The sequence below is a fragment of the Pseudomonas sp. NFACC25 genome (genome assembly GCF_900100935.1).
GTDB lineage: Bacteria > Pseudomonadota > Gammaproteobacteria > Pseudomonadales > Pseudomonadaceae > Aquipseudomonas > Aquipseudomonas marginalis.
In genome coordinates this window covers 22,629-45,868 of record NZ_FMUC01000014.1, presented here as the reverse complement: position 1 = coordinate 45,868, position 23,240 = coordinate 22,629, and the positions used below count along the sequence as shown (strand labels likewise).

The 23,240-nt window shown below is 62.8% G+C and carries 24 protein-coding genes; 10 read left to right on the top strand and 14 right to left on the bottom strand.

Annotated elements, in window-relative coordinates; genetic code table 11:
• Window positions 1-22 precede the first annotated feature (22 nt).
• The 5 genes from BLQ09_RS25100 (at window position 23) to BLQ09_RS25080 (ending at window position 4,337) form a co-directional block, all read left to right on the top strand.
• A complete protein-coding gene (locus BLQ09_RS25100; protein ID WP_058423592.1) occupies window positions 23-331 on the top strand; it encodes a MazG-like family protein in 309 nt (102 codons plus the stop codon).
• Window positions 324-1,073 carry a methyltransferase gene (locus BLQ09_RS25095; RefSeq protein WP_027607984.1) on the top strand — a complete coding sequence of 250 codons (750 nt, stop codon included), beginning with the start codon at window positions 324-326 and terminating at the stop codon, window positions 1,071-1,073. The genes BLQ09_RS25100 and BLQ09_RS25095 overlap by 8 nt, the downstream gene beginning before the upstream one ends.
• Window positions 1,074-1,097: 24 nt before the next feature.
• The gene (locus tag BLQ09_RS25090) at window positions 1,098-1,700 is read left to right on the top strand and encodes a DUF4136 domain-containing protein (RefSeq protein ID WP_027607983.1); all 603 of its coding nucleotides are present in this window, start codon (window positions 1,098-1,100) and stop codon (window positions 1,698-1,700) included.
• Between the two features lie 44 nt (window positions 1,701-1,744).
• A complete protein-coding gene (locus BLQ09_RS25085) occupies window positions 1,745-2,302 on the top strand; it encodes a DUF4136 domain-containing protein (RefSeq protein ID WP_027607982.1) in 558 nt (185 codons plus the stop codon).
• 85 nt (window positions 2,303-2,387) lie between these two features.
• Entirely contained in the window at window positions 2,388-4,337 is a 1,950-nt protein-coding gene (locus BLQ09_RS25080) for a pilus assembly protein TadG-related protein (protein WP_092358930.1), read from the top strand.
• Here the strand turns inward: BLQ09_RS25080 and BLQ09_RS25075 are convergent.
• On the bottom strand, window positions 4,322-7,060 hold the full coding sequence (locus BLQ09_RS25075) for a PAS domain-containing sensor histidine kinase (protein WP_092358928.1): 2,739 nt from the start codon (window positions 7,058-7,060) through the stop codon (window positions 4,322-4,324). The genes BLQ09_RS25080 and BLQ09_RS25075 overlap by 16 nt on opposite strands.
• Entirely contained in the window at window positions 7,057-7,500 is a 444-nt protein-coding gene (locus BLQ09_RS25070) for a TadE/TadG family type IV pilus assembly protein (RefSeq protein ID WP_027607979.1), read from the bottom strand. Before BLQ09_RS25070 ends, BLQ09_RS25075 begins: the two co-directional genes overlap by 4 nt.
• A 72-nt stretch (window positions 7,501-7,572) precedes the next feature.
• Here BLQ09_RS25070 and BLQ09_RS25065 point away from each other — a divergent pair, with 72 nt between their 5' ends.
• Window positions 7,573-8,022, top strand: coding sequence for a prepilin peptidase (locus tag BLQ09_RS25065; RefSeq protein ID WP_027607978.1), 450 nt, complete (start codon window positions 7,573-7,575; stop codon window positions 8,020-8,022).
• 126 nt (window positions 8,023-8,148) lie between these two features.
• Complete coding sequence (locus tag BLQ09_RS25060; protein ID WP_092358926.1) at window positions 8,149-8,928, top strand: response regulator transcription factor; 780 nt, start codon at window positions 8,149-8,151, stop codon at window positions 8,926-8,928.
• Window positions 8,929-8,938: 10 nt separating this feature from the next.
• Here BLQ09_RS25060 and BLQ09_RS25055 read toward each other — a convergent pair whose 3' ends face one another.
• From BLQ09_RS25055 to cpaB, 8 genes are read right to left on the bottom strand one after another with little or no spacing between them, the layout of a single operon-like run.
• On the bottom strand, window positions 8,939-9,199 hold the full coding sequence (locus BLQ09_RS25055) for a DUF3613 domain-containing protein (protein ID WP_027607976.1): 261 nt from the start codon (window positions 9,197-9,199) through the stop codon (window positions 8,939-8,941).
• 10 nt (window positions 9,200-9,209) lie between these two features.
• Entirely contained in the window at window positions 9,210-9,920 is a 711-nt protein-coding gene (locus BLQ09_RS25050) for a tetratricopeptide repeat protein (protein WP_092358924.1), read from the bottom strand.
• A gap of 11 nt (window positions 9,921-9,931) precedes the next feature.
• Window positions 9,932-10,819, bottom strand: a complete 888-nt coding sequence (locus tag BLQ09_RS25045; RefSeq protein WP_027607974.1) for a type II secretion system F family protein — start codon at window positions 10,817-10,819, stop codon at window positions 9,932-9,934.
• A gap of 1 nt (window position 10,820) precedes the next feature.
• On the bottom strand, window positions 10,821-11,702 hold the full coding sequence (locus BLQ09_RS25040) for a type II secretion system F family protein (RefSeq protein ID WP_092358922.1): 882 nt from the start codon (window positions 11,700-11,702) through the stop codon (window positions 10,821-10,823).
• Between the two features lie 10 nt (window positions 11,703-11,712).
• Complete coding sequence (locus BLQ09_RS25035) at window positions 11,713-12,981, bottom strand: TadA family conjugal transfer-associated ATPase (protein WP_092358920.1); 1,269 nt, start codon at window positions 12,979-12,981, stop codon at window positions 11,713-11,715.
• A complete protein-coding gene (locus BLQ09_RS25030) occupies window positions 12,978-14,171 on the bottom strand; it encodes a CpaE/TadZ family protein (RefSeq protein WP_092358917.1) in 1,194 nt (397 codons plus the stop codon). The genes BLQ09_RS25035 and BLQ09_RS25030 overlap by 4 nt, the downstream gene beginning before the upstream one ends.
• Window positions 14,168-15,385, bottom strand: a complete 1,218-nt coding sequence (locus BLQ09_RS25025; RefSeq protein WP_092358915.1) for a type II and III secretion system protein family protein — start codon at window positions 15,383-15,385, stop codon at window positions 14,168-14,170. The genes BLQ09_RS25030 and BLQ09_RS25025 overlap by 4 nt, the downstream gene beginning before the upstream one ends.
• A 19-nt stretch (window positions 15,386-15,404) precedes the next feature.
• Window positions 15,405-16,337: a Flp pilus assembly protein CpaB gene (gene cpaB, locus BLQ09_RS25020; RefSeq protein WP_027607969.1), complete on the bottom strand. Its 933-nt coding sequence runs from the start codon at window positions 16,335-16,337 to the stop codon at window positions 15,405-15,407.
• Window positions 16,338-16,656: 319 nt separating this feature from the next.
• Here cpaB and BLQ09_RS25015 point away from each other — a divergent pair, with 319 nt between their 5' ends.
• Together BLQ09_RS25015 and BLQ09_RS25010 are read left to right on the top strand one after the other, a co-directional pair.
• On the top strand, window positions 16,657-16,854 hold the full coding sequence (locus BLQ09_RS25015) for a Flp family type IVb pilin (RefSeq protein WP_027607968.1): 198 nt from the start codon (window positions 16,657-16,659) through the stop codon (window positions 16,852-16,854).
• 53 nt (window positions 16,855-16,907) lie between these two features.
• Window positions 16,908-17,312 (top strand): response regulator, encoded by a 405-nt coding sequence (locus tag BLQ09_RS25010; RefSeq protein ID WP_027607967.1) that lies wholly within the window; start codon window positions 16,908-16,910, stop codon window positions 17,310-17,312.
• Between the two features lie 8 nt (window positions 17,313-17,320).
• Here the strand turns inward: BLQ09_RS25010 and BLQ09_RS25005 are convergent, their stop codons facing one another.
• Both BLQ09_RS25005 and BLQ09_RS25000 read right to left on the bottom strand, forming a co-directional pair.
• Window positions 17,321-19,003 (bottom strand): ShlB/FhaC/HecB family hemolysin secretion/activation protein, encoded by a 1,683-nt coding sequence (locus tag BLQ09_RS25005; RefSeq protein ID WP_092358913.1) that lies wholly within the window; start codon window positions 19,001-19,003, stop codon window positions 17,321-17,323.
• 185 nt (window positions 19,004-19,188) lie between these two features.
• Complete coding sequence (locus tag BLQ09_RS25000; protein WP_092358911.1) at window positions 19,189-20,658, bottom strand: collagen-like triple helix repeat-containing protein; 1,470 nt, start codon at window positions 20,656-20,658, stop codon at window positions 19,189-19,191.
• Here BLQ09_RS25000 and BLQ09_RS31350 point away from each other — a divergent pair.
• Window positions 20,657-20,830: a hypothetical protein gene (locus BLQ09_RS31350; RefSeq protein ID WP_155954386.1), complete on the top strand. Its 174-nt coding sequence runs from the start codon at window positions 20,657-20,659 to the stop codon at window positions 20,828-20,830. The genes BLQ09_RS25000 and BLQ09_RS31350 overlap by 2 nt on opposite strands.
• A gap of 128 nt (window positions 20,831-20,958) precedes the next feature.
• Here the strand turns inward: BLQ09_RS31350 and BLQ09_RS24995 are convergent, their stop codons facing one another.
• Window positions 20,959-21,807 carry a MaoC family dehydratase gene (locus tag BLQ09_RS24995; RefSeq protein WP_027607964.1) on the bottom strand — a complete coding sequence of 283 codons (849 nt, stop codon included), beginning with the start codon at window positions 21,805-21,807 and terminating at the stop codon, window positions 20,959-20,961.
• Between the two features lie 2 nt (window positions 21,808-21,809).
• Window positions 21,810-23,153 carry a 3-oxoacyl-ACP reductase gene (locus tag BLQ09_RS24990; RefSeq protein ID WP_027607963.1) on the bottom strand — a complete coding sequence of 448 codons (1,344 nt, stop codon included), beginning with the start codon at window positions 23,151-23,153 and terminating at the stop codon, window positions 21,810-21,812.
• Window positions 23,154-23,240 lie beyond the last annotated feature (87 nt).

Genomic DNA, 23,240 nt, shown 5'->3' with positions numbered 1-23,240 from the left:
TATACCCATTCAGGAGCCCCCCATGAACCTCGAACACCTCACCGAACGCCTGCACCGCATCCGCGATACCAACGACTGGAAGCCATTCCACAGCCCGAAGAACCTGGCCATGGCCGCCAGCGTGGAAATGGCCGAACTGGTGGAAATCTTCCAGTGGCTCACCGAAGACCAGTCCCGCCAGTTACCCGCCGACAAACTTGCCCACGCCGGCCAGGAAGTGGGCGATATCGTGCTGTACCTGCTGTTGCTGTGCAGCGAGCTGGGCCTGGACATGAACGAGGTGGTGCGCGCCAAACTGGCCGACAGCGAGCGGCGGTTTGCCCATGAGTGACCGGCATTTCGACCAGTTGGCCACGCGCTTCGCCGAGAAAATCTACGGCGGCGCAAAAGGCGCGATTCGCCTGGCAGTGCTCCAGGCCGACCTGGCTGAGGCCCTGCCGGAGCGCCCGTTACGCGTGCTGGATATCGGCGCGGGCCTGGGGCATATGTCGCTGTGGCTGGCCGAACGCGGCCATCAGGTGACCCTGGCCGAACCCGCCGAGCCGATGCTCGAGGGCGCGCGCCAACGCTTCGCCGAGGCCGGGCAGGACGCCACCTTTATCCACGCGCCGTGGCAAGACTTGCTCGGCCAGCTCACCGAGCCCTACGACCTGGTGCTTTGCCACGCCGTGCTGGAATGGCTGGCCGAACCCCACGGGATCCTGCCGGTGCTGCATCAGCTGACGCTGCCCGGTGGCTGGCTGTCGCTGGCGTTCTACAACCGCGATGCGCTGATTTATCGCAACCTGCTCAAAGGCCATTTCCGCAAGATGCGCAAGAATGACATGGCCGGCGAAAAGCAGAGCCTGACCCCGCAACAGCCCCTCGACCCGCGCGAGCTGGCGGCGCAACTCGAAGGGCTTTGGCAGGTCGAAAGCCAAAGTGGCGTGCGGGTATTCCACGACTATATGCCGGTGGAATTCCAGGCCCGCGCCGACTTGAAGGACCTTGTAGAGATGGAGCTCGCTCACCGTCGTCACCCAAGCTTTGCCGGACTTGGGCGTTATTTGCACTGGATCTGCCGTCCGGTATAAGCGGCCCAGTCTGCGGAGGTCGAAATGCGTCGTCTCTGTTTGATCCTGTTATCCCTCGGGCTGGGCGCCTGCTCCAGCCCCAACCCTTATGTGGCGGCTTCTGCGCCCATGCCACCGGCGCCCGCGCAGGCGGCCACGACCTTCGACGCCAGCGCCTACCCGGCACCGGTGCGCGACTATGGCGCCTACCGCAATTGGGCCTGGCGCAACGGCCAGCTCCCGGCCGGCACGGCCTGGGCGGACTCGGCGCAGGTCGCCGAAGCGGTCAGCGGTGCCCTCGACCAGCGCGGCCTGCGGCCCTTGCACGACAACCGCCCGGCGGACCTGCTGGTGAGCGCCGATGTACGCCTGGAGAAGCGTCTCAAGCAGGTCCAGGACGATTACGGCTACGGATACGGCGGCTATAACCGCTACGGCCCGGGCTACGGCATGTACAACTCGGTGCCGATCGTGCGCACCTATGAAGTTCAAGTGGTGGTGGTGCGGGTTAATCTGTTCGACGCCCGCAGCGGCCAGCCGGTGTGGAGTGCCAGCGCGGAAACCGGCAGCCAGGGCAGCCTCAGCGAGCGCGCGGATGCGTTGCGCCAGGCCGTGCAAAAGGCGATGACCGCCTATCCTCCGAGTTAACCGCTATTCTCATCTAAAGCCCGGTCCCTTGTTGGAGATCAACCATGTTTCGTCGTATCGCTACGCTAGCTTTTGTTGTGCTGCTGGGCGGTTGCCAGACCAGCCAGGTCAACCACGATTTTGATGCCAGCCGCGACTTCGGCGCCTACCGCAACTGGGCCTGGAAAGACCCGGCGCTGCAATACCGCCCCGATGATCCGCGGATCAAGAGCGACCTCACCGAACAACGCATCCGCCAGGCCGTGGGTGAACAGCTTGACCAGCGCGGCCTGCGCCCGGCAGCCGCAGGCACCCGGGCTGACCTGAACGTGCAGGCCTACCTGATCGTCGAAGACCGCCAGCAACAAGTCACCACCAACTATGGCGGCGCCTGGGGTGGCCCGTGGAACGGCTATTGGGGCGGGCCGATGTACAACGAAACACGCAACATCACCTACAAGGTGGCGACCATCCAGATCGACCTGCTCGACGGCAAGGACGGCAAGCTGGTGTGGCGCGGCAGTGATGAACAGATGATGAGCAGCACGCCCAACCCCCAGGATCGTAATAACGCGATTCGCACGACGGTGACCCGGATCCTCTCCAGCTACCCACCGCACTGACCGTTTGTAGCGACCGGCCGGCGCACCTGCCAAGCCTTGTCTACACTCCACGGCAACACGGAGAGTAAGCGCTAAGGAGTGCCTGATGTCTCCCCGACTCGGTTGCAGGCAGCGTGGTGCGATTGGCTTGATGGCAGCGGGCACCCTGGCGTTAGCGCTGGTGTTCCTGCTGCTGGCGGTGGACAGCGGCCGCCTCTACCTGGAAAAGCGCAAGCTGCAGTCCATTGCCGACACCGCCGCCCTGGAGGCCGCCGGGCGTGGTGGCCTGTGCAGCCCGACCACCAGCGCCAACGACTATGCCGTGCAGAACGCCGCGCGCAATGGCTTCACCGTGGTTGCCGGCGACAGCAGTCGTGGCCTGGCCGTGACCTGCGGCACATTGACGACCAATGCCGGCAACATCCGCGTATTCAGCGCCGACGCCAGCAAAAACGAGGCCATTCGGGTAGTGGCGACGCGCAGCGTAGTAACCAGCGTCGCCACGGGTATCTGGAATATGTTCAGCGGTACGCCGGCGTCCACCCAGATGACCCTGGCTGCCAGCGCCGTGGCCGCGTACGCGCCGCCAGTGGCGCAACTGACGATTCGCAGCAGCCTGGCGACGGTGGATTCGGCGAAGTCCCCGCTATTGAACATGGTCATTGGCAACCTGTTGGGCGGCAGCCTGTCGCTGACGGCGGCGGGCTGGAATGGCTTGCTGGCGACGAACCTCAACCTGCTCGGCTACCTGGACCAGTTGGCGATTGAGCTGAACGTGACGGCGGGTGACTACGATGCGCTGCTCAACACCGCCGTATCCGCCAACCAGCTGATCGATGCCGCGGTAAAGGTGCTGCAAAAAAACGGAGCGGTGGCGACGGCGGTCATCAACGATGTGATTTCATTGAAAGCCATCGCGCCCAATACCCAGCTGCTGAAAGTCGCAGACCTGCTGAAGGTTGCCAGCGGAACACCGGCCGCGGCGCTGAATACCAACGTGCAGTTGTTTCAATTGCTGGAGGCCGTGGCGCAGCTGTCCAATAGCAAGGGTGCGGTGAGTGCGGCCGCTCAGGTGAATATTCCCCTGGTGGGCAATGTCTCGATCCAGACCAAAGTCATCGAGCCGCCGCAATTGTCGGCCATCGGTAATCCGGCGAAGGCCAAGGCGGGGCTTCTGAATAACCCGCAGACGGATCAGATTGTTGTCCGAACCGCGCAAGTGCGCACATTGGTTACGGTGGATGCGCCGATCATCAAGCTGGTGTCGGGGGTTTCATCAATCCTGACCGGGTTGGCGACACCGGTGTCGAAGGTGGTCGGCGGCCTGTTGAACCTGAATATCCCGGCAGTGGTGGGCGGCGTGTTGTGCCTGGTGGCGTGTAACGTCACCGACGTGGATATCACACAATCACTGTCCATCTACATCGAAGCGGCCAGTGCGCAGAGTCAAGTCACGGACTACAGCTGTGCCACGCCGGCCACAAAGTCGCTAACGGTGCAGGCCACCACCGCCATGGCCACCCTGGGCTTGGGCTATGTCGACCCTGCCACCGCGTTTTCGTCATCGGCGCCAGTCACCGTGCAGCCGGTCAGGCTGATCGATTTTGGCCAGCGCTACTGCATTGTGCTGTCGCAGATATGTGGCACGCGTACAGCGGGTGTAGGCGGTGGTTTGAATGTGAAGGCGTTGTCTACCGTGGCGGCGCAGACCAGCTCGTTGCTGTTCTTACCGGTAGCCGATATGAATGCCGTGCCGACCTACAAAAGTCCACCCGGCACCGCCAATATCGTCAATAGCCTGGGAGCAACCCTGAGCGGCCTGCAGGCTACCTACGTACCGCCCAGCGGCAGCACGCCCGGTGCGGCGAACGGCACGGTTACGACGGCCCTGGCTACCATCACCAGCGCGGTGGTCACCCTTGTCCAGGACGTCCTGTCACCGCTGCTCGACCCCATTGTCAACACGCTGCTCTCGGCCCTGGGCATCAACCTGGGCAACGCCGAAGTCGGCGCCAACCTGACGTGTCAGATGGGCCGCGCCTACCTGGTGATCTGAACCACCGGCAGTTCCACACAAAACCGTGCGCCGTCCTCGCCATTGATCACGCTCAAGCGCCCACCCATGTTTTCCACGATCCCGTAGCTTACCGACAGCCCCAGGCCGGTCCCCACCCCAATCGGCTTGGTGGTAAAAAACGGCTCGAAAATCCTCTCCAATAATCGTGGGTCGATGCCGCCCCCGTTGTCCTCGACCCAGATGCGCACATGCCGGCTGTCGTGCTCGCAGTGCAGCGCAATCCAGGGGCGCGATTGCGCGGCTGTTTCGCGCTGGCTCAATAGCGCATCGCGGGCGTTGACCATCAGGTTGATCAACACCTGCTCAAGCTGGTCGACATGACCTTTGACCTGCACCCTGAAGTCCGCAGGTGTGATGCGCAGGTCCACGCCTTTGCCGCGCAGGCCTTCACTCAGCAGCGACAAGGTCCCTTCCACGGCTTGCACTGGGTCGAACGGTTGCTGTTCGATTTCCGAACGGCGGCCAAATACGCGCATATGGTCCACCACCCTCGCCGCGCGTTGCACTTGGGTGTCGATGCGCTTGAGTTTTTCGGTGAGGTAGTCGATCTGCGCGTCGCCGTTGGCCAGGCGCTTGAGCACATTGACGATCGCCATGCGCATCACGTTCAGCGGCTGGTTGATCTCATGGGCCAGGCCCGTGGCCATTTCGCCGAGGGTCGCCATCTTGGCGCTCTGGGTCAGTTGCTGCTGGGAGCGACGCACTTCGGTGTTGTCGCGGCCCACGGCCTGCACTTCCACCAGTTGACCTTGTTCATCAAACACACCACGGTCGGACCATACCCACCAGGCATGTTCGCGCCCGGGCAGCTGCAGGCTGATTTCGGCGGTGCTCACCGGAAACTCGGGGGTCAGTCGGCGGATGCGTTGGATAAATGCCTGGCGCTGTTCATCCGACAACCACGCGTCCAATTGCCGCCCCGGCAGTTGCGCGGGCAAGCACTCCAGGTAGTTGGCCAGCGGCGTGTTGCCAAACGTCAGGGTCAGGTCCGGGCGATAACGGCAGATCATTGCCGGCGAGTCTTCCACCAGGATGCGGTAGCGCTCTTCGCTCTGCCTGACCTGTTCGGCGGCCAGGGTCGCGTCGGTCACATCGAGCCATAGCCCCACGGCCTCCACCGGCAGGCCCAGGTCATCGCGCAGCAGCTTGGCCTCGTCGAGCAGCCAATGGTAGTCGCCGCGGGTGTCGCGCACCCGGTAGCGGCTGCGTACATTCCCTTCGCGTAGTAATTGACGGGTGCGTTGGAAGTACAACTCACGGTCTTCGGGATGGATCAACGAGGCCAGGCCGTCGTGGCTGCAATCGGCCAGGCTCCAGCCCAGCAGCGGCAACAGGCTGTCGCTGAAAAACGCCGGGTGCAGCGCGCCGCCGACGTAGCGCTGCACGTAGATCACCGCCGGTGAACTGGCGATCAGGTTATCCAGGCGTGCATGGGCGGCGGCGGCTTGCAGTTGCTGGTTCTTGATGTCGCTGATGTTGAGCATGAAACCGACCCAGCGCCGGTTGTCGCCCACGCCCAGTACCTGGCCCTGCACGCGATACCAGATGGGCGTGTGGTCCGCGTCACTGCCTGGCAGGCGCACGTTGGTCAGCAGGGGTTTGTCCAGTGCCTGCAGGTCTTGCAGGTGGCTGAGCAGTTCCTGGCGATCAGCGGGGTGGATCAGCTCCAGCCACAGGGCCAGTGCCTGGCGCGTGGCGCCGTGTTCCTGGCCCAGGCTATGCAACAACTGGGGAGCGAGCTGGATCTCCTGGGTGGCGGGCAGCAGTTCCCACCAGCCGGTGCCGAGCAGTTCTTGCAGGGCCTCCATGCGCTCCAGTTGCTGATGGCTGCGTTGTTCGCGCAGGCGGCTCAGCAGCGGGGCGGCGAGTGCGGCGGTGAGGTCCAGCCAGTCACGTTCGCGGGTGTGCGGTTCGCCGCCGTAGAAACCGCAGAGCAGCCAGGCCGCCACGCCCTGGCTGTCACGGTAGGGCACCAGAAAACCGTCGATATCGCCGAAAATGCTCTGCAGGCGGGGGTTGTCAATGCGCCCGTGGGCCAGGCTCAGGAGCGCGTTGCCGTTGACACTGTCCAGGCTGGCCCCCAGATGTTGGCCGGTTTGCCACAAGCCCGGGGCGTCGTGAGCGGTGTATTGGCTGTAGATCCGCCAACCCTGGTTGGTTTCATCGAGCAATGCCAGGGCCACACAGGGGATACGCCAGCGTTGGGCCAGGCTGCGCAGTTGCTCGTTGAACGTCTCGGGCAGGCGACTCAGGCTGCACACTCGCAACTGTTCGCTCATCCTGCAGGCGAGTTGGTGGTTCTGCTCGCGCTGTTCAGCCAGGTGGCGGCCGGCGAGCAAGTCGCTGATGTCCAGCAGGTGCAGCACCCAGCGGTCGCCCTCCGGCTCGACCCAGCCGCGGGTGGGCAGGACCTGGCCGGCAGAGCCCTTGAAGTCCAGGTCCAGGGTATGGCGTTGCCAGTCGGCAGGGCTGCCTTCGATACTCAAGGCGCTGCTGGCGCACAGCAACTCCCGCAGCAGCGGCCGTGCTTCACCCCCGACGGGCATGGCGAGTTGCGAACGCAGTGTGCCGCGGATGTCCACCACATGGCCTTGATGATCCAATAACACGCGCAGCCCTGCTGCAGGGACAGTGGGTGCCTCGAAGGCCTGGGTGCCGACACGGCCCCGCAGGCGCTCGAAGAAATTATTCCCCGCAGTCAAAACTGAAGACTCGAGCTGGCCGAAAGGTTGGTCGGCAGGTTCGGCACAGTGCCAATGCCTGGCACCACCAGCGCCGGGAATACGGAGTAGAGGTTGGAGGAGGGGTATTTGATCGTGACAGTCAGCGTGGTGCCGGTGTAGGTGGCGCTGATGAAGGACGGCTGGAACTGGAAGTTGGCGGGGATCCAGCTCAATTGCGCCGCTACCGCATCTTTCGCACGCTGGGTGACAAGGTTGGGGTAGGCCGATCCTGCCGCAACCGGGTCTACCGCCATGGCCTGGCGCACGGCCTCGGCCGCTGCCTGGTTGAACGACTGCATCAACAGCAGCGGCAGGCTGAAGCTGATCAAGCCATAGAACACCGCAAAAAAGATCCCGAAGACCAAGGCGAATTCGATCGCCGCAGCCCCTTTTTGCTTTGCCGGCAGGCCTGTTTTCATGACTGCGTCTACCCTGACGTCTACGACTCGATATCAGCATAGAATCATTCAGCGAAAAGGAACGTTTTTTACGTGATTCATGGCGTAGTGATAGTGATCTGGCTGGGAGTCTGTGCGGTGCAGGATATTCGCCGGCGACAGATCGCCAATGGCTTGACCCTGGGCGTGGCGTTGCTGGCGCTGTTATACCTGTTGTGCACAGGTGCCACCTGGCTGGGCGCGCCAGCGAGCGCCGGTCTCTTGGCGTTTGCCCTGGCACTGCTGTTGACCCTGCCGGGCTATGCGCTGGACCGCTTCGGTGCGGGCGACGTGAAGCTGCTCGCGGCGCTGGGCCTGGCCACCACGGTGGATCATGTGTTGTGGTCGCTGATCGGTGCCGCCATCACCCTGGTCGGCTGGTTGGTCGTTCGTCAACAGCTCGGTCCGCGCGCTGCTGATCGGGTACAAGGCCCGCCTGCCAAGCAGCCTTTCGCCGCGTTTTTATTCGCGGGTTTTGTGCTGTATGGGGTGTGGACCCTTTAGTCGCACAATGCCTCTATTGCTATGTACAGAGTCGGAAAGTAGGTCTACGTTTATGGAACGGATGTATAGGATTCTTCGTCCAAACGGATAGGTCAGTCTTTTGGCTTGCCAGGCATGGAGTCGCGTGTGAACAAGCTGAAATCGGCTGTAAAAGTGCTAGTGGTCGATGACCAACCGCTGATCGTGGAGGAACTCTGCGAATTTCTCGAAAGCAGTGGCTACCACTGCGTCCCGTGCGAATCCAGCCGCCAGGCCTTGCAGCGTTTCAGCGAGGACGCCGAGGTCGGCCTGGTGTTGTGTGACCTGCACATGCCGGACATGGATGGGATCGAGTTGGTGCAGTCGATGCAGAAGATCGCCGGCAAGCGGCGTGCGTTCGAGGCCATCATGCTCACCGGGCGTGCCGACAAACAGGACGTGATCAAGGCCCTGCGCGCGGGCATCTCGGATTACTACCAGAAGCCGATCAACCTCGATGAGTTGCTCGAGGGCCTGCAGCGCCAGGAAGCGGCGCTGGAAGAGCGGCAAAAGGAGCTGCAACTGGGGCACTTGAACCAGAAACTGCAGTACCTTTCCGAATCCATCAATGACTTGTACCAGGACCTCGACAAGGTACGGCGCGGCCCGCTGCAGGACGCTGACGCCGAGGGCGGGCAAGACGCCGGGCCGGCGCAGATTCCATCCATCTTCAACCAGTTGTCACCGCGTCAGATGGAGGTTGCGTGGCTGGTAGGCAAGGGCCAGACCAATTACCAGATCGCCTGCGAATTGGGCATCACCGAAAACACCGTCAAGCTGTATGTGTCCCAGGTGTTGCGCCTGACCCATATGCACAACCGCACCCAGCTGGCGCTGGCGTTGTCGCCAAGCCACTCGCCGATGCGCCAGCAGATGAGTGCGCACTGACGCACGGGGTTCATTGGCTCTTGCCGCCCGCCTCCGACTTGGTTTCAAAGAACTCCGGAATCGGGTGCTTGTGACTGTCCAGCCAACGCTGCAAGGCCTGCTCCTTTTCCGCCGGGGTGGTGCTCTGCGGTGTCGGCGAGGCTGCCCGCCCATCGACCTGCAACGCCATCCAGTTTTCCGTTTCGGCCTGCTGCGGGGACGAAGGCCCCGGTGGAATAGCCGAGGCGCTCAATGGCAGCAGCGCCAGACACACAACGTAATGGGCTTTCATCATCGACTCCTTACTTGATACTCACCGGCAGGGCATCGGCGGTCGTCGCGACGTTGCGCGCGGTCCTCGCTGAGTGCTTGAGCCGGGCCGCGCGGGCCTGTGCCTCGGTGACCTGGCCGGGGTTCAAACCCAGCTGGCTGACCACTCTGGCCGCTTGCCCCCAGTCATCCTGATAAATCAGCAAGGTCACCAGGTTGACCGCAGCCAACGTGTCGCCCTGTTTGAGCTCGATAGCCGTCATGAACTCAAAGCGTGCGTCTTCCAGGCGCAATTGGTTGAGGTACACCACGCCCAGGTCATTGCGGATTTTTTCATCGGTGGGCGCCAGGCGCGCGGCCCTTTGCAGGTGAGCCATCGCCTGTGGGTGGTCGCCCTTGGCCGCTGCCAGTTGCCCCAGCCCATGTTCGCCTTCGGCGGTCATGCAAGTACCCAGCAGGCTGCGATACAAGGGTTCGGCCTCACTGCGGCCCAGCAAGCGAAAGTTACGGGCCTGGCGCTGGCGCACCTGGGGCAAGCTGTCGGGCAGGTTCTGCAGGTTGGCCAGGCTGGCGTGCAGCTTGCCCTCGTTGGCCAGGTCATCGGACAGGTTCAGCGTCAGTTCCTGCTCCGCACTGGGTTTGGCGCAACTGCCCGGCGAGGTCAGAGCGGCCCATGGGGTGTGGCCGTCGGTGGCGCATCCGCCGAGCATCAGCAGGGTCAGGCCGGCAATCAGTGGTTTCATCAAGGTGGTCCTCAGAATTGGCTCAAGGCGCGGGCGATGCCGATAAAGGCGGGGCCGCCGAGCACGATCAGCAAGGCGGGAAACAGGAACACCATCATCACCACCGACATTTTGGCCGACATTTTCGAGATGTATTCCTGCATGCGGGTCAGGCGCCGGTCGTCGAGCAATTGCTTGAGCGTCAGCAGGGATTTCATCGCGCCACCCCCCTGCTGGATCAATTGCTGGAGGATGATGCAGGTGTCGGTGAACTCATCCACCTCCAATATGCGCGCGGTCTTGCCCAGTTCTTCGCTCAGTTCCAGGCCGGAGTCGACTCGCGCCAGGATCAGGCGCAATTCGTGGGTCAGGTCTGGAAGCAAGCGCTGGGCTTCGTTGGCCATCACGCGCAAGGATTGTTCAATCGCCATGCCCGACTCGAACAGGATGCGCAGCAGCGGAATGAAGGTTGAGATTTCCTTGGCGATGCGCTGCTGGCGGAATTTGGCGGCAGCGGCGAGCACGCGTTTTGGCAGCAGGTAGCCGATGCCCAGGGCGACCGCCGGGGCAATCCAGGCGGGACTGGCGTGAGGGAAAAGTAGTTGCTGGCCGAGCAGGGTCAGGCCCATCGCCGCGACAGGCACGCCGATCTGGAAAGCGGCAAACAGCGAGCGCTGGCTGGCCTTGCGCCAACCGACCCGGTTGAGCAGGACCTGGGTCTCGTTATCCAGGCTGACTGAGCGCTGGGCCAGCGTGCTTGCGCCCAGTTGGCGCATGAACGTGCCAAGTTTGTCATCGCTGGCGCTGCGCCCTTGCAAGCGCTCAACGACCCGGCGATCACGACGGCGATGTTCGAGCCATTGCCCGCCCACCAGTACCATGGCGGCGAGCGCCAGCAACAGGCTGACCATCAGGGCCATCTCACACACTCCTCAGCATGCGCCACATGGCAAAGGTGCCCGCCAGGTCCATCGCCAGTGCGCCGAACAGCAGGGAGCGCCCCGTGTCGTCGTTCCACATGGTCATCAAGTAGCCAGGGTTGACCAGGATGAAGTAGCCCACGATCAGGATCGGCAAACCGCCCAGCACGTAGGCCGTCATGCGGGTCTCGCCCGTCATCGCCTTGAGTTGCCGGGCGCCCTGGTCCCGCTCGCGGATCATCTTGATCAGGTTTTCCAGCAGTTCGCTGGCGTTGCCGCCGTAGCGGTGGTTGACCTTCAGGCCAAGGGCGAACAGGCGGAACTCGTCCTGTTCGTAGAATTCAGCGAAGTCGCTGGCCGAATCCGGCAGGCTCACCCCCAGGCGCACGTTGCGCTGCATGCGGCCCATGGCGTGCTTGAGCGGGTTTTCCACGCTCTCGATACCGCCCAATACCGCGTCGGCCAGGGTGCGGCCGGATTTGAGGCTGCGTACGCTATGGTCCAACAGCTGCGGCAGTTGCTCGACCATGCGTTGCACCCGTTGCTGGTAACGCCAGGCGATATACGCACGCAATGCCAGGGGCGGGCCCAGGGCCATCAACACCAGGCCCAGCCAGTCGGCGACCCAGTAGCCCAGCAGGGCGCCGACCACCCACGCGCTCAGCCACAGGCCGAGGCGTTCCTTGGGTTTGCCCAGCCCGGCGCGCAGAAACATGCGCTCAAGGCCGGTCCAGGTGCCGGGCTGCTCCTGGGCCTCGGGTTGGCCATCGCCGAGGCGCTCCAGCACGCGAATGGTCCGGGCCTTGCGCAGGCCATGCTGAAACAGCCAGAACGACAGACCGATCAGCAACAGGCAAACCAGCAGCAATACAGGTCCGGTCATCAGGCGCTCCCTACAGCGGCATGACTGTGGCGCGGCGCAACTTATCGCCGGCCGGGTTGATGGCTTCGCGCAGGAAACCGACGCCGGTGCGCCGGTCCAGCCGGAACAGGGTATTGGTGACATACACATCATCGCGCACACCGACCACTTCCACCACCTCGCTCACGCAACGACGGCCATCGGGCATGCGCGTCAGCTGGATCACCACATCCAGCGCGGCGCAGATCATCTGGCGCAGGGTTTTTTCCGCGATCACGCGGCCGGTCAGGCCCACCAGGGTTTCCAGGCGCAGCAACGCATCCTGGGCATTGTTGGCGTGCACGGTGCTCATGGAACCGTCGTGGCCGGTGTTCATGGCCGTCATTACGTCGAGCACTTCCACGCCACGGATTTCCCCCAGGATGATACGGTCCGGGCGCATCCGCAGGGCGTTGCGAATCAGGTCGCTGGACCTGACCTCACCGTGGCCCTCGGCATTGGGCGGGCGGGTTTCCAGGCGCACCACATGGGGATGCCCCAGTTGCAATTCGGCAACGTCTTCGATGGTCACCAGACGCTCGTGGGGATTGATCAACTGGCTGAGGATATTGAGCAACGTGGTCTTGCCGGTGCCGGTGCCGCCGCTGATGAGGATATTGCAGCGCCTGCCGACGGCTTCCTGGAAAAACTCGAAGATACTCTGGTCGATGGTCTGCATGGCAACCAGGTCGCTGCTCTTGAGCATGTCCTTGCGGAACTTGCGGATTGACAGGCATGGCCCATCCAGGGCAATCGGCGGGATGATCGCGTTGACCCGGCTACCGTCAGGCAAGCGTGCATCGACCATCGGCGAGGACTCGTCCAGGCGCCGGCCCAATGGCGCGAGGATGCGTTGCATCACGCGCTCCACGTGGTGGTCGTCGATAAAACGCAGGTCACTCTGATGCAGCAGGCCCTCACGTTCGATAAACACCCGGTGCGGCCCATTGACCAGGATTTCGGTGACCGATGGGTCGCGTAGCAGCACCTCCAGCGGGCCGAAACCGGTAAGTTCATCGACGATCTCTTCGGCCAGGCGTTCCATCTCATAGCGCGAGATCGCCAGGCGCATGCGCGTGATGTACTCGGACACCTTGTCGACGACAAATTGCGCCAGGGATTGGCGCGTGTCTTCAAGCAGGTTCTTACCCGACTCCTCGATAGCGTCGATGATGTAGCGATGCAACACCAGCTTCAAGCCATCGTGATCCGTGTTGCCGCCGCTGCGGGCCGGGCCGCCGAAGAGTTTCTCGCCGTTCATCGCACTGTCCCCAGGATGCGTTCGAACCAACGCATTGATGGTTTTTCCAAGCCCTCGGAGCGTTTCGCCAGGCGTTCGCCCAAGGTGCGCACGGCCAGGCTCAACGCTTCACGTGGGGCCAGGGCAAACAGGGTCTGGCCCTGGTTCTTTACGTTCAGGCGCAGTTCGGCGCTCAGCGGCAGCACGGCGATGCACTCAAGGCCGTAGCTTTTTTCCAGGGTGTCGGTGTCTGGTACGCAGGACTTGATATAACGGTCGACCACCAGCCTGGCGTGGTCGAGTTTCATGCCTTTGTCGCGCCAGCGGTTGAGCACCGCGAGGTTGCGGCGACAGTCCAGTACGTTCTGGTCGGTGCACCACAGCAGTTTGTCGCAGTGGCCGACAAAGGTGCGCAGTGCGTCGCTGTCCGGTTGCCCGGTAAGGTTCACGACGATGTGCTGGAAGTGCTGGCGCAATGCACTGAGCAGCATGTACAGCTCGGCGGCGCTGGTCAGTTTCAGCGGTTCGTCGCCGGTGGCATACGCCAGGATGCGCAGGCCATCCACGGTTGTGGTAAAGGCGCTGTTGATCAGCGTGGTATCGAGGCGGCGCAAATGCCGCAACGCGTCACCGAAGTTGAAGGTGCTCTCCAGCCCCAGCAGCGCCAGGCTGTCGCTGCGTGGCAGGCCCAGATCCAGCAGCAGGGTCTGCTGGCCGCTTTTTTGCACCACCAGGGCCAGGTGGGTCGCCAGCATCGCGCCGTCGGCGTTGCTTTGGGTGCCAAACAGAACGGTCAGGCCACCCAAATGCGCACTGGGGATGACGGTCGGCAGGCGCTTGCTCAAGCGGCGCACCAGGCCGGCCACTTCGCTGGAGCGTGAGCCGTAGGCGACGAAATCCCGGGCGCCGGCCCGCATGGCGTTGAGTACCAACTGGTTGTCCATGCCGTCGCCCAGGGCGACCACGGCGAGCATCGGCTTGGCCTCCAGGGCGCCTTCGATCAGCGCACTCTGGGCCACCAGGTTTTCACGGTCCAGGCCGATGAACACCAGGTTGGCAAAGGTCACGTCGACCAGCGCCAGCAGCTCGTCCAGGCTGCCGGTGCCAGCGCTCACGACTTGGCCAAGGGGGGCCAGGGCACCCTGCAGCCACTCCAGGTCGATGGTGTTGCGAGTGATGGCGAGGAACGTCTGGCTCAAGCTATCGCTCATTGGGAAAGTCCACTGCGGCGGTCGAAATTACCGTTTTCGAGGAAAAACAGGCGGTACCAGTTGGGGTCATAGTTGCGCAGTTTTTCGCCGGGCAAGGAAGGCAGCTGAGCGTTGGCCGCCAGCGGTTGCACCAGGTGCGGCGTGACGATCATCAGCAGCTCCTTTTCTTCACGGCGGATATTGGTGTCGCGGAAAAACGCACCCAGGACCGGGATATCGCCCAACCCTGGAAACTTGCTGATGCTGGAGCGGTTATTGGTGCTGATCAGGCCGCTGATCACAAAACTTTCGCCATCGGCCAGGGACACGCTGGTGTCGGTGCGGCGTACGGTCAGGGCCGGCACCTGGATGCCCTGGATCTGTACGGCGTTGCTGTAGTCCAGCTCGCTGACCTCCGGCGCTACCTTGAGGGTGATGCGGTTGCGATCAATCACCGTCGGCGTGAGGGTCAGGCGAATGCCGAATTCCTTGTATTCGATGGAGATGGTGTCACTGCCGGCGCTGGGTACGGGTATAGGTACTTCACCGCCGGCCAGGAAGGTCGCGCTCTGGCCGCTCAGCGCTACCAGGCTGGGACGCGCCAGGGTGTAGGCAAAACCGCTGCTCTCGAGGGCGTTGATCATCGCTTTGACCCGACCGCCGCCAAAACCGACATTGAAAGACTCGGCACTCACCGGCAGTTTGAACACGCCTTCTGCCGGGGAGAGAAGGTTGGGGCTGCCGAGGAAAAAATTGTTGCCCAGCCCCAGGAACTGGGTGCTGGCTTCCTTGAGCTTGGTGCGGCTGACTTCGACAAAGCGTATATCCGTCTGCACCTGGCTGGGCAGCAATGGGTCTTCGGAGGGTGGCCGCGACAAACTGGTCAGTGCCGACGTGGCCTTGCCCTTGACGAACACCATGCTCTGGCGCGGCGCCTTGGTACAGGCAGTCCACACCATCAGGCTGGTAGCGCCGCTGGCGACGCCGGTCAGCAGGAATTGACGGTCGCCATTGACGCGCACATCCGCGATCTTCGGGTCGCCAATCGCCAGGCGGGTGATTGGCACCGGCGATTGCAGCTCCTGTTGCAAGCCTTCGCCCACCTCGACCACGGCAGGCAACTGGCCCATGGCGCTGCAATTGCCGGGTGCCGCCAGGGTCATGGCGGCTGGCAGGCTTGTCAGCATCAAGGCCCAGGCAATTGGCGTGAACATGAGGGCGTAGCGATGGCTCATTCAAGGCATCCTTGCTCAATCACGGGGTTTGTTCAGTGGCCTGCGCGCCGCGAATCACCTCGACGCCCCGGCGTACAGCAGGTGCGCCGCTGATTTGCGCGACGCTTTTGGGCGGTCCCACAAGGGCAAGCTGGGTGAATTGGTAGAGGTCACGATTGGCATTGGCCAGTTTGTCCGAAGCGTCGTTTTCCCCGGCCCAGTACTGGCTGAGCAGTTGCTCCTCGGCACTGCGCACGGCCAGGCGCAAGGTACCGGCTTGCGACGCCAGCATCAGGCGGCTCAATAGAGGCTCCGGCACGGCTAGCACCACGGTGCGTGCAGCAGCGCGACGCTGGGCAGCCTGGGCGCGCTCCTCGGGCGTGGTGGCGGGCGGCACGGCCGGCAAGCCATCGTTGGCCAGGCCCAATTGGTCACCGACGCTGAGCAGGCGCAGGGCCGGAAGGACGATTTGTGCCGACTGCTCCGCGTTGCCAGCATCCTGGCGCAGGAACAGCAGCACATCCACATAGTCGCCGGGGCTCAGTTGGCCTGCCGCGCCGATCACCTCGTCGACGGCCACGGCCAATGCGCGCTCATCGGGACGAATCATGCGGGCAAGCGGGCCGCCGGCGCTGAAGCTTTCTTCGCTGAGCCAGGTACCTGCTCCCAGTGCGCGCAGTGGTTGGCGGCCGATGGCCTGGTCCAGCCGCGTCAGGCTGCCGGCCGGCACCGTGCGGAGTTTTTCCACGACCAGGTCGGCAGCGGTAAGTGCAACGAAGGCAGGGACGTCATGCGCGAGTACGACCACTGGTTGGCGGGTCTGGTCTTCGACGACAGCAGTGGGCTTTTCGGCAGAAATGACAGGTGTTGCGACGGGCTCCGGTTGGCGGCTCAACACCAGCCCCCAGTACCCTGCAATCAATGCCCCGATTAGCAGCACAGCGGCCAGGGCCATGCTGATGCGACTGTTCATGACGGCTCTCCCTTTCCCGTTGCACTACCTGTTCGTCAATCCAAACGAACTAATTCGCAACCTGGCTGTGATGAACATCTAACGATTTGGCTATTTGAAGGTAGCTCAGCCAGGACGAAACGCCATTTGTCACGGATAAAATTTTATTTGAACGCTATTTGCAGCCGGGTAGTCAGGCATGGGCCGACGACTAATACTTTGTGATTAATGAGTTCTTACAGTTGTGAGGCTGAGGTTTGTTGGCAATGCTCTAATTGCACGTCGCAAACATCGTGCTAGAGCCGTACTGGCTTTTAGTGGCGTATTAGGGAGAAGTCGTATGTTCCTTGACCTGATGTTGAAGTTATATGTTCAAACACAACTGTTCTTCAAACGCAAAGAGGCTGCTTCAGGTATTGAATACGCCATTATCGTGGCGCTGGTGGCCCTTGTCATTGTGGGTGCCGGAACCGGCCTGGGCACCAAGATAAGTGGAATTTTCACGTCGATCGCTACCAAGCTGCCAACGGCGACCTGACTGCCAAGTTGCAGCAGCTATTCTTCAATTACCCCATTCTTCCAGGTACGGCCATGAGCACATCTTCTTTGTCTCGCCAACAAATACTATTGGTGGACGACGAAGAGGATGCTCTGGTTGAGCTGGCCGAATCCCTCGAACACGAGGGCTTTGTCTGTTTTACCGCCACCTCCGTGACCTTCGCCTTGCAAGAATTGACACTGCATCCGGATATCGCCCTGGTCATTACCGACCTGCGCATGCCTGAGGAAAGCGGCATTTCCTTGATCAAGCGCCTGCGCGAACACACCTCGCGCTCGCACCTGCCGGTGATCGTGATGTCCGGCCATGCCGAGATGGATGACGTCAGCGACATGCTGCGCCTGCAGGTGCTGGACCTGTTCCGCAAGCCGATCTATCTGGTGCGCCTGATCGATACGCTCAACAACCTGTTTCCTCTCTCTCACTCCAGGTATTAAGCGCTCATTCACAGCTGATAAGTGAAGCTCAGCGTATACCGCGGCCGTCGGTCGAAGTTATCCCGCGCCACATCTGCCATCGGCTTGGCCGCTTCCACGGAAATGTTGTAGTACCTGGCGTCGCCAAAACGCAGGCCCAGGGCCGCCGATGACATATCGCTGCCCTTGACCGGCAGGTCGTTGAACCAGGCCCTGGCGCGGTCGAGCACCATATAGGGCTGCAGGATCCGCACCCACTCGCCAGCACGGTTGTAGCTGTAGTTGATCTCATACGCCACGCCCCAGCCTTTGTCGCCGGAGCCCTGGTCATCGGGGTAGCCACGGCCGAAATTCTGCCCGCCGAAGGTGGCACGCTCGCTGTCGGGCAGGTCGTGGTGGCTCCAGTAGAGTGCGCCGGAGAGTACACCTTGCCAGTTATCGAAGAGCCTGTTGCTCTGCACGCCGGAGAGGCGCAGGCGGAAGAAGTCGAGGTCCGGCTTGAGCCCGCCGAAGTCTGTGCGGGTCTTGGCGCCCATGCCGTTGATGCCTTGGTACACACCGGCGCTGAGGATGCGCAACTGGGTCGTGTCGGCCTTGCGCCAATCGCCTTCGAACGCCAGTGCGCGCAGGTCTGTTTGCAGCGCCAGGCGTTGCGGGAAACCTTCGAGCTTGTAGCGCGTAGTCTGGTCGACGGCATAGTAGCGCGCGCCCAGGTTCAATGACTCGTTGGGCGACGCGATCAGCGGGTGGCTGAAGCCGATGGCGTAGCGGTCGATTTCCTGGTGTGGCTTGAGCTCCAGGCCTTCGCCCAGTTGCAGGCTGGTGCGTGGATCGGCGCGGTAGCGTTCACCCGCCAGCGTGAGCTGGGTGCCCTCGGCATTGATGAATTGGCTGTAGGCTGCGCGGTAGTAATGTTCTTTGTCGTCGCCGGGCGGGAACAGGCCGCTGAGGCTCAGTTGTTCGCCCATGGAGGTCCATGAGTTGCCGGTGCCGGTGAGCAGCGCCTGCGTGCCGCCTCGGCTGGCCTCGTTGAGGCTCATGCTGGTGGTGAAGGGTTTGCGGCTGGCGGTGATGTGCATCGGCGTGCCGCCGTCGGTGGTGGCGGGCGGCGGTACCTGGGCCTGCAAGGTTACGCCCGGGATGGCGCTCATCAGTGTCGTGTAACGCTCGAACGTCTTACGGGTGAGTGGACGTTCGGCCTTGAGTTTTTCGGCGAGTTTGTCGACGTAGGACGAAACCGGGCCGATGTCGCCTTGCAGCTGGTAATCGCGGATATAGCCTTCGACCAGCACCACATGCACCAGACCGCCGTCGAAGCGCTGTTCCGGCAGGAACGCGTAGGACAGCAGGTAGCCATCTTCCTGGTAGCGGCGGGTGATGCTGCGGGTGGCTTCGATCAATTGCGCCAGGTTGGTCTCATGGCCGATCAGCGGTTCGAATGCCTGGGCGACGTCCTTGAGCGGGTAGACCGTGCCGCCGTCGATCTGCAGCTTTCGAATGGTCACCTTGGTGTCCATCAGCAACGGCTGCTCCGCGCTGGCAGCAGGGGCGGGCAGTCGGGTCTGCGGGGGCGCCGGTCGATAGGCGTCGGCGGGCAGGTTAGGCACGGGCAGGTTGCGGACGGTGTCGTTGCTATTCAGGAAACTGGGCAGGGGGCCGGCGTGGACGGAAGCACTGAGGGTGAGCAGTAACAATGGTGTCAAAGCGCGCATAGGACACTCCATGGTCAAAACTGCTGCAGCGTTTTGCAGGTTCCCGTCGGGCTCGAGGAGCGCGGTCTGGGTTTTTTCAGGGGGCGATCATTGACCCATGAAAAAAAGACGAGAGACTTAGCTGGTCTCTCGTCTCAACCAAGCGTAGGCGCTGTAGGTGAGGCCGTCTAATCGGCCAGGTGCAATCATTTTCTGCCGGTCAGGCCACCCAGCAGCCCGCCCAGGGCACCGCCATTCGTGCTGGTGCTGGCACCCGCGGAGCTCGTCACCGCCAGGCCGCCGCCGAGCAAACCACCACCGGTGTTGGGGCCGCCGCTGACCAATCCTCCGACCGAGGCCACGGTGCCACCCACTGCGTTGACGGTACCACCCAAGGCGTTGATGACCGGGTTGGCGTTGGTGCCGGTGATTTGGCTGCCCAGCCTGCTGACGGCGCCGCCGGCGTTGGTGGCCAGGCCGTTGATTGGAGTGCCCAGGCCGGTGACATTGCCGACGTTTTGAGTGAGGCGGGTGACGCCACTGGTGACGGGGTTCAACGCGCCGCCGACCTGGCTGGTCAACGTGGCAATGGGGGCACCTGCGGCGGTGTTGGGGACGCCACTGCCGCCCAGAAGGGTGCCCAGGGATGCCACGGTAGTGCCCGCCTTCACGCCGGTGACGCCGGTGGCGCTGACCAGGCCGCTGCTACTGCCGGCATTGAGGCCGCTGCCGGCACCCGCTATCACGCCGCCGATGAGTTCCGCCAGGCCCGGTCTGCGGTTGCTGCCGCCACCGTTACCCGTGGCGTCGACATAGCCGCTGGCCTTGCCGACCACGGTACCCACGCCATTGAGCACGCCGCCCACGGCGCCGGTCGCCGGGTTGCCGCTGCCACCGGTGTCGGCGACTTGATTGCCCAGGCTATCGACGGTATCGCCGAGCTTTTGCAGCAGGCCGCCCACGGGGCTGTCCAGGCCGGTCGTGCTGCCGATTTTACCGGTGGTGCTTTCCACCAGCGACACCACCGGGACCAATACCTTTGCGCCAAGCGTATGGGTGGCCGAACCCAGCGGGCCGGTGGTGCTGGCGGTGCTGAGGGTGTCGCCGAGCATGGTCACGGCATTGCCGAGCTTGCCGACGACGTTGCCTGCCACCGGTGCCGCGCCGCTGACCACCGGCACGTGCCCCAGCAAGGTGGCGACGTTCTGGCCGGTGGCGGTCACGCCTGCACCGAGGTCGGAGACGCCGTCGGCCACGCCCGCGACGGTGTTGCCCAGTGCATTGCTGTCGGTACCCAGTGAACCGAGGCCATCCGACAGGCCGTCGCCGATGCTGCTGACGGCGTTGCCGGTGGCACGCACCAGGCTGCGCGTAGTTGCACCCACGATAGGCAGGCTGCCCAGGGTAGTGCCCAGGCTGCTGACGGTGCCGCCGAGGTCGGTCACGGTATCGCCCAGGGTGTCGGCCACGCTGGCCGTTACCAGGGTGCTGGTTGTGCCGGTACCGCCACCGTCTGTACCGCCGCCACCGCTGCCGCCACCGCCAGCGGCAGTATCCGAGGAAGCAGAGCCCCCACTGTGATGTCCGCCGCCACCGCTGCTGCAACCGCCGAGTGTGAGTGCGATTGCCAGTGCCAGCGTGGTACTTGCTTTCCAGAACATCACTTGAGTCTTCATGATTGAGTTCCTTGCACCTGTACAACCTGAGTTGTCTCAAACGCTGGCTATTTCTGCGGATAGCGATGCGTTTGTCCGTGTGGCTATAACAGGCCCGGGCGCTCTTTCTCTCAATGCTCAACTTGGTATTAATGATTTATATACGGCTGGGTTGTACCGTTTAAGCGACTAATGCCAAAGGTATAGGGCATGATGTTTCTGGCTGTATATATGTTTAAAATCAAAAACCTGCATATAAAAAGCGAGCCTGAAAAGGCCCGCTATCACTTAGGGTGTATATATACAATTTATCAGTCGCTTTTATGCAATGGGCTGCCATTTGCCCAGCATATGCTCGATGTCACCCGCGCCTTTCAATAAGAATTCGCCGCTGGAACCGGCGGCGCTGGCCAGTAGCCTGACGTCACTGGGCAGGCGCACGGGCTTCCTGAACTCCACGTCTATTTCTATATTGGCGGCAGGCAGGTGCTCGCCCAAGGCGGCGAGGGTGTGCGCCTTGTTCCATAGCCCGTGGGCGATGGCCTGGGGGAAACCGAACAGTTTGGCGGTCAGCGCACTGAGGTGGATCGGGTTGTAGTCTCCTGACACCCGTGCGTAGCGGCGACCGATGTCGGCGGGGGCTTTCCAGCGGGTCAGGTCGTTGACCTGGGTGGGACTCTGTGGCGCATTGTCCGTCGTTTCGCCTTGCAGTTTTACACCCCGGCACAGCATGCGGCTCTCGGCTTCCCAGAGCAGGCCGAGGGAATCTTCGACCGTGGTGACTACTTCAAAGGTTGCGCCCTTGGGGTGGGGCCTGAGGTTCTGCGTGTGCACGCCGATGGACAATTCGCTGACTCCGCCCAGTGGGCGATGGATGCGGATACGGTTACTCAGGTGAATCAATCCCAGCAGAGGGAAGGGAAACTTCTTATCGGTGAGCAACTGCATCTGAAGACCGAATGCCAGGATGTGCGGATAGGTCGCCGGCAGCATGGGGCTCTCGGTAAACCCGCAGACCTGGCGGTACGCCGCCACCTGCTTGGGGTCGACGCTTACCCGACAGCGCAGGCCTTGTTCGGGCAGCGTGTTGCCGGTGATCTTGCGCTTGAGCGCTGCCCGCCAATACAACGGTGGCAGAAACGGCGTACTGCCTAAGGTTTGCCAATCCATGCTTACGCTCCCAATAGACTTTGTCCACACACCCGCAGCGCTTGCCCGCTGACCGCACCGGAACCCGGCTGGCTCAGCCAGGCCACGGCTTCGGCGACGTCCTGCGGCAAACCGCCCTGGCCCAGGGAACTCATGCGCCGCCCGGCTTCACGCAGTGCAAATGGAATATGCGCGGTCATCTGGGTTTCGATAAAGCCTGGGGCTACGGCGTTGATACTGATCCCGCGTTCTTCCAATAACGGCGCCCATGCCTGTACCAGGCCGATCAAGCCGGCCTTGCTCGCGGCATAGTTGGTCTGCCCACGGTTGCCGGCGATGCCGCTGATGGAGGCCAGCACCACCACACGGGCATTGTCGCGCAGGGTACCGCTGTCCAGCAGTGCCTTGGTCAGCACTTGCGGGGCATTGAGGTTGACCGCCAGCACCGCGTCCCAGTATTCCGGGGTCATGTTGGCCAGGGTCTTGTCACGGGTGATCCCGGCGTTGTGCACCAGGATGTCGAGGCCGTCGGGCAGGTGTTCGATCAACTGGCCGGCGGCGTCTTCGGCGCAGATATCCAGCACCACGGTGCGCGCACCCAGGCGTGCGGCCAGGGCCTCGAGGTCGGCCTTGGCCTGGGGCACGTCGAGCAGGATGACTTCGGCGCCGTCGCGGGCCAGGGTTTCGGCGATGGACGCGCCAATGCCACGGGCTGCGCCGGTGACCAATGCCTTGCGCCCGGCGAGGGGGCGAGTCCAGTCTTCGACGGGCGTGGCACAGGCCTTCAGGCGAATCACCTGGCCGGAGATATAGGCGCTTTTCGGTGAGAGGAAGAAGCGCAGCGCGCCTTCCAGTTGGTCTTCGGCACCGTCGCCGACGTAGAGCAATTGCAGCACGCCGCCGTTGCGCAGTTCCTTGGCCAGAGAACGGCTGAAACCTTCGAGGGCGCGCTGGGCGCTGGCGGCGAACGGGTCGCTGAGGCTTTCCGGCGCGCGGCCGAGGATCACCAGGTGTGCACTGTGATCCAGGTTTTTCAGCAACGGTTGGAAAAACTCACGCAGTTGCTTGAGCTGGTCGGTGTGTTGCAGGTCGCTGGCATCGAACACCACGGCCTTGAGCTTGGGGCCGTGGCCGGGAATCCAGGTCGAAGTGTCGGCGCCGTACGTGTAAATGGCGTCGGTGAGCCGGTTGGCAAATGCTTTCACGTTCGTTGCCAGCGCGCCACCACCCAGTAACAGCGCACCTTCCACCGGGCGCAGGCGCCCGGCTTGCCAGCGTTCCAGGCGTACCGGTGACGGCAGGCCAAGGGCGGCGACCAGGCGATGGCCGAGGCTTGAGTTGGCGAAGTCGATATAACGGTCAGACATGGAACGCTCTCCGAAGGCTGGGGTTCAAAGGGTTGACCATCCCAGGGTAGCAGTCGTTCGACTAGGCTCAGTTATCCAGACCACAAC

Bases quoted from the DNA above. Each gene is read 5' to 3' on its own strand.
- BLQ09_RS25100 (WP_058423592.1), top strand. From the start codon at position 23: ATGAACCTCGAACACCTCACCGAACGCCTGCACCGCATCCGCGATACC.
- BLQ09_RS25095 (WP_027607984.1), top strand. From the start codon at position 324: ATGAGTGACCGGCATTTCGACCAGTTGGCCACGCGCTTCGCCGAGAAA.
- BLQ09_RS25090 (WP_027607983.1), top strand. From the start codon at position 1,098: ATGCGTCGTCTCTGTTTGATCCTGTTATCCCTCGGGCTGGGCGCCTGC.
- BLQ09_RS25085 (WP_027607982.1), top strand. From the start codon at position 1,745: ATGTTTCGTCGTATCGCTACGCTAGCTTTTGTTGTGCTGCTGGGCGGT.
- BLQ09_RS25080 (WP_092358930.1), top strand. From the start codon at position 2,388: ATGTCTCCCCGACTCGGTTGCAGGCAGCGTGGTGCGATTGGCTTGATG.
- BLQ09_RS25070 (WP_027607979.1), bottom strand. From the start codon at position 7,500: ATGAAAACAGGCCTGCCGGCAAAGCAAAAAGGGGCTGCGGCGATCGAA.
- BLQ09_RS25055 (WP_027607976.1), bottom strand. From the start codon at position 9,199: ATGAAAGCCCATTACGTTGTGTGTCTGGCGCTGCTGCCATTGAGCGCC.
- BLQ09_RS25050 (WP_092358924.1), bottom strand. From the start codon at position 9,920: ATGAAACCACTGATTGCCGGCCTGACCCTGCTGATGCTCGGCGGATGC.
- BLQ09_RS25045 (WP_027607974.1), bottom strand. From the start codon at position 10,819: ATGGCCCTGATGGTCAGCCTGTTGCTGGCGCTCGCCGCCATGGTACTG.
- BLQ09_RS25040 (WP_092358922.1), bottom strand. From the start codon at position 11,702: ATGACCGGACCTGTATTGCTGCTGGTTTGCCTGTTGCTGATCGGTCTG.
- BLQ09_RS25035 (WP_092358920.1), bottom strand. From the start codon at position 12,981: ATGAACGGCGAGAAACTCTTCGGCGGCCCGGCCCGCAGCGGCGGCAAC.
- BLQ09_RS25030 (WP_092358917.1), bottom strand. From the start codon at position 14,171: ATGAGCGATAGCTTGAGCCAGACGTTCCTCGCCATCACTCGCAACACC.
- BLQ09_RS25025 (WP_092358915.1), bottom strand. From the start codon at position 15,385: ATGAGCCATCGCTACGCCCTCATGTTCACGCCAATTGCCTGGGCCTTG.
- cpaB (WP_027607969.1), bottom strand. From the start codon at position 16,337: ATGAACAGTCGCATCAGCATGGCCCTGGCCGCTGTGCTGCTAATCGGG.
- BLQ09_RS25015 (WP_027607968.1), top strand. From the start codon at position 16,657: ATGTTCCTTGACCTGATGTTGAAGTTATATGTTCAAACACAACTGTTC.
- BLQ09_RS25010 (WP_027607967.1), top strand. From the start codon at position 16,908: ATGAGCACATCTTCTTTGTCTCGCCAACAAATACTATTGGTGGACGAC.
- BLQ09_RS25005 (WP_092358913.1), bottom strand. From the start codon at position 19,003: ATGCGCGCTTTGACACCATTGTTACTGCTCACCCTCAGTGCTTCCGTC.
- BLQ09_RS31350 (WP_155954386.1), top strand. From the start codon at position 20,657: ATGATTGAGTTCCTTGCACCTGTACAACCTGAGTTGTCTCAAACGCTG.
- BLQ09_RS25000 (WP_092358911.1), bottom strand. From the start codon at position 20,658: ATGAAGACTCAAGTGATGTTCTGGAAAGCAAGTACCACGCTGGCACTG.
- BLQ09_RS24995 (WP_027607964.1), bottom strand. From the start codon at position 21,807: ATGGATTGGCAAACCTTAGGCAGTACGCCGTTTCTGCCACCGTTGTAT.
- BLQ09_RS24990 (WP_027607963.1), bottom strand. From the start codon at position 23,153: ATGTCTGACCGTTATATCGACTTCGCCAACTCAAGCCTCGGCCATCGC.